The sequence below is a fragment of the Paenibacillus sp. 01T442 genome (assembly GCF_056398345.1).
This window is the reverse complement of record NZ_JBFTPF010000198.1, coordinates 1-1,245: the sequence shown is the minus strand read 5'-3', so window position 1 is coordinate 1,245 and position 1,245 is coordinate 1. Positions and strand designations below refer to the sequence as shown.

The 1,245-nt window shown below is 33.4% G+C and carries 1 protein-coding gene; it reads right to left on the bottom strand.

Annotated elements, in window-relative coordinates:
* Nucleotides 1–701: metallophosphoesterase family protein (locus AC1DLM_RS35370; protein WP_477572622.1), on the bottom strand; the 701-nt coding region annotated here is incomplete at its 3' end.
* Between the last annotated feature and the right edge of the window lie 544 nt (nt 702–1,245).

Genomic DNA, 1,245 nt, shown 5'->3' with positions numbered 1-1,245 from the left:
TATGCTGCTTTATGAACGTGACCATTCATATATAAATCGATTCGGCTATCAGAAAAACGATTAAGCAAGCTTTCTCGTTCATCATTGTGTATACAATTTATAGTGTGATGTCCTATTGCTATGTTTATGGTATTATCCTTGGGCAAATGCTTTGTTGCCTCATACAATTTACTTAAGCCAACGAGAATTTTGCCTTCTACACCTTTTGATCCTGCGATAAGACAAGTATTAATATGTAAAACGTTAAATCCAGGACAACGTTTTACAAAATGCAAAGCATTTTTTGGGTATTCTTCATCCATATATTCTTTATAGAACCTAAAGAAGGGTTCTTGAATGGAAAGTATTGTCTCAAAAGTACCCGAGTCAATACTATTCACTTCATCTTTTGCATTTGGCGCACTTAATATATGACTCGCTAATCTATCCACCATAGGATTTCTATTTAAGTCGTGATTTCCAGGAACAATAAAAAGATGTTGCTTTCCAATATCAATAGATTCAAGAAGAGAATCCAAAAAGGATATTGTTTCGGGTCCATAACTACCCCCTCTATGAGCAATATCCCMCGTAATAAACAACCAGTCTATTTCATCTTGTATATTATGTAGATACTCAATGAGATTATCTCTCATTACAGTAGTTTCGTAGTTGTTATACAAATGATGTATATCCGACAACTGAGCCCATTTAATTAACATTTTTCATCCCTCTTCAGTTCTTTCATTTTCCATCATTTAGGATTCGGCAAAATAATTTAAATTCTTTTAATTGCATTTTAAACAACCCAGATTCATTCTTATTAACATTTCTTAATTATGCTTAATCCTGTGAAATTTGAATATAATCACACTCGATTACATTAAAAATGACATTTTATATTCCATATTCAAAACAGGTTACAATCCGCAAAACCAGTATAATAATGACTTTTAATTATCGCACCAGACTCTCTGAAAACAAAGAAAAGCCCGTACCTTAAAGGTACGAGCTCACGTCATTTATATTCAAACTCAACGACATCCCATCTTCCAGTCACCGACATTTTAAGTTACAACTCACATAATGTATAGCATTAAGAAACCCCTTCCCTAAGAAAAAAAAACTACGACTGACCAATTGACTAACAGGTAATTCCAAATCCTCTGTCGAATTAGTTAATAGCTAATTTGACGGAGGTCTTGCTCTATGCCATTACCAAAAAACCGAATCATTCCTGAAAAGAAAGTTTACTTTCACCCTGAA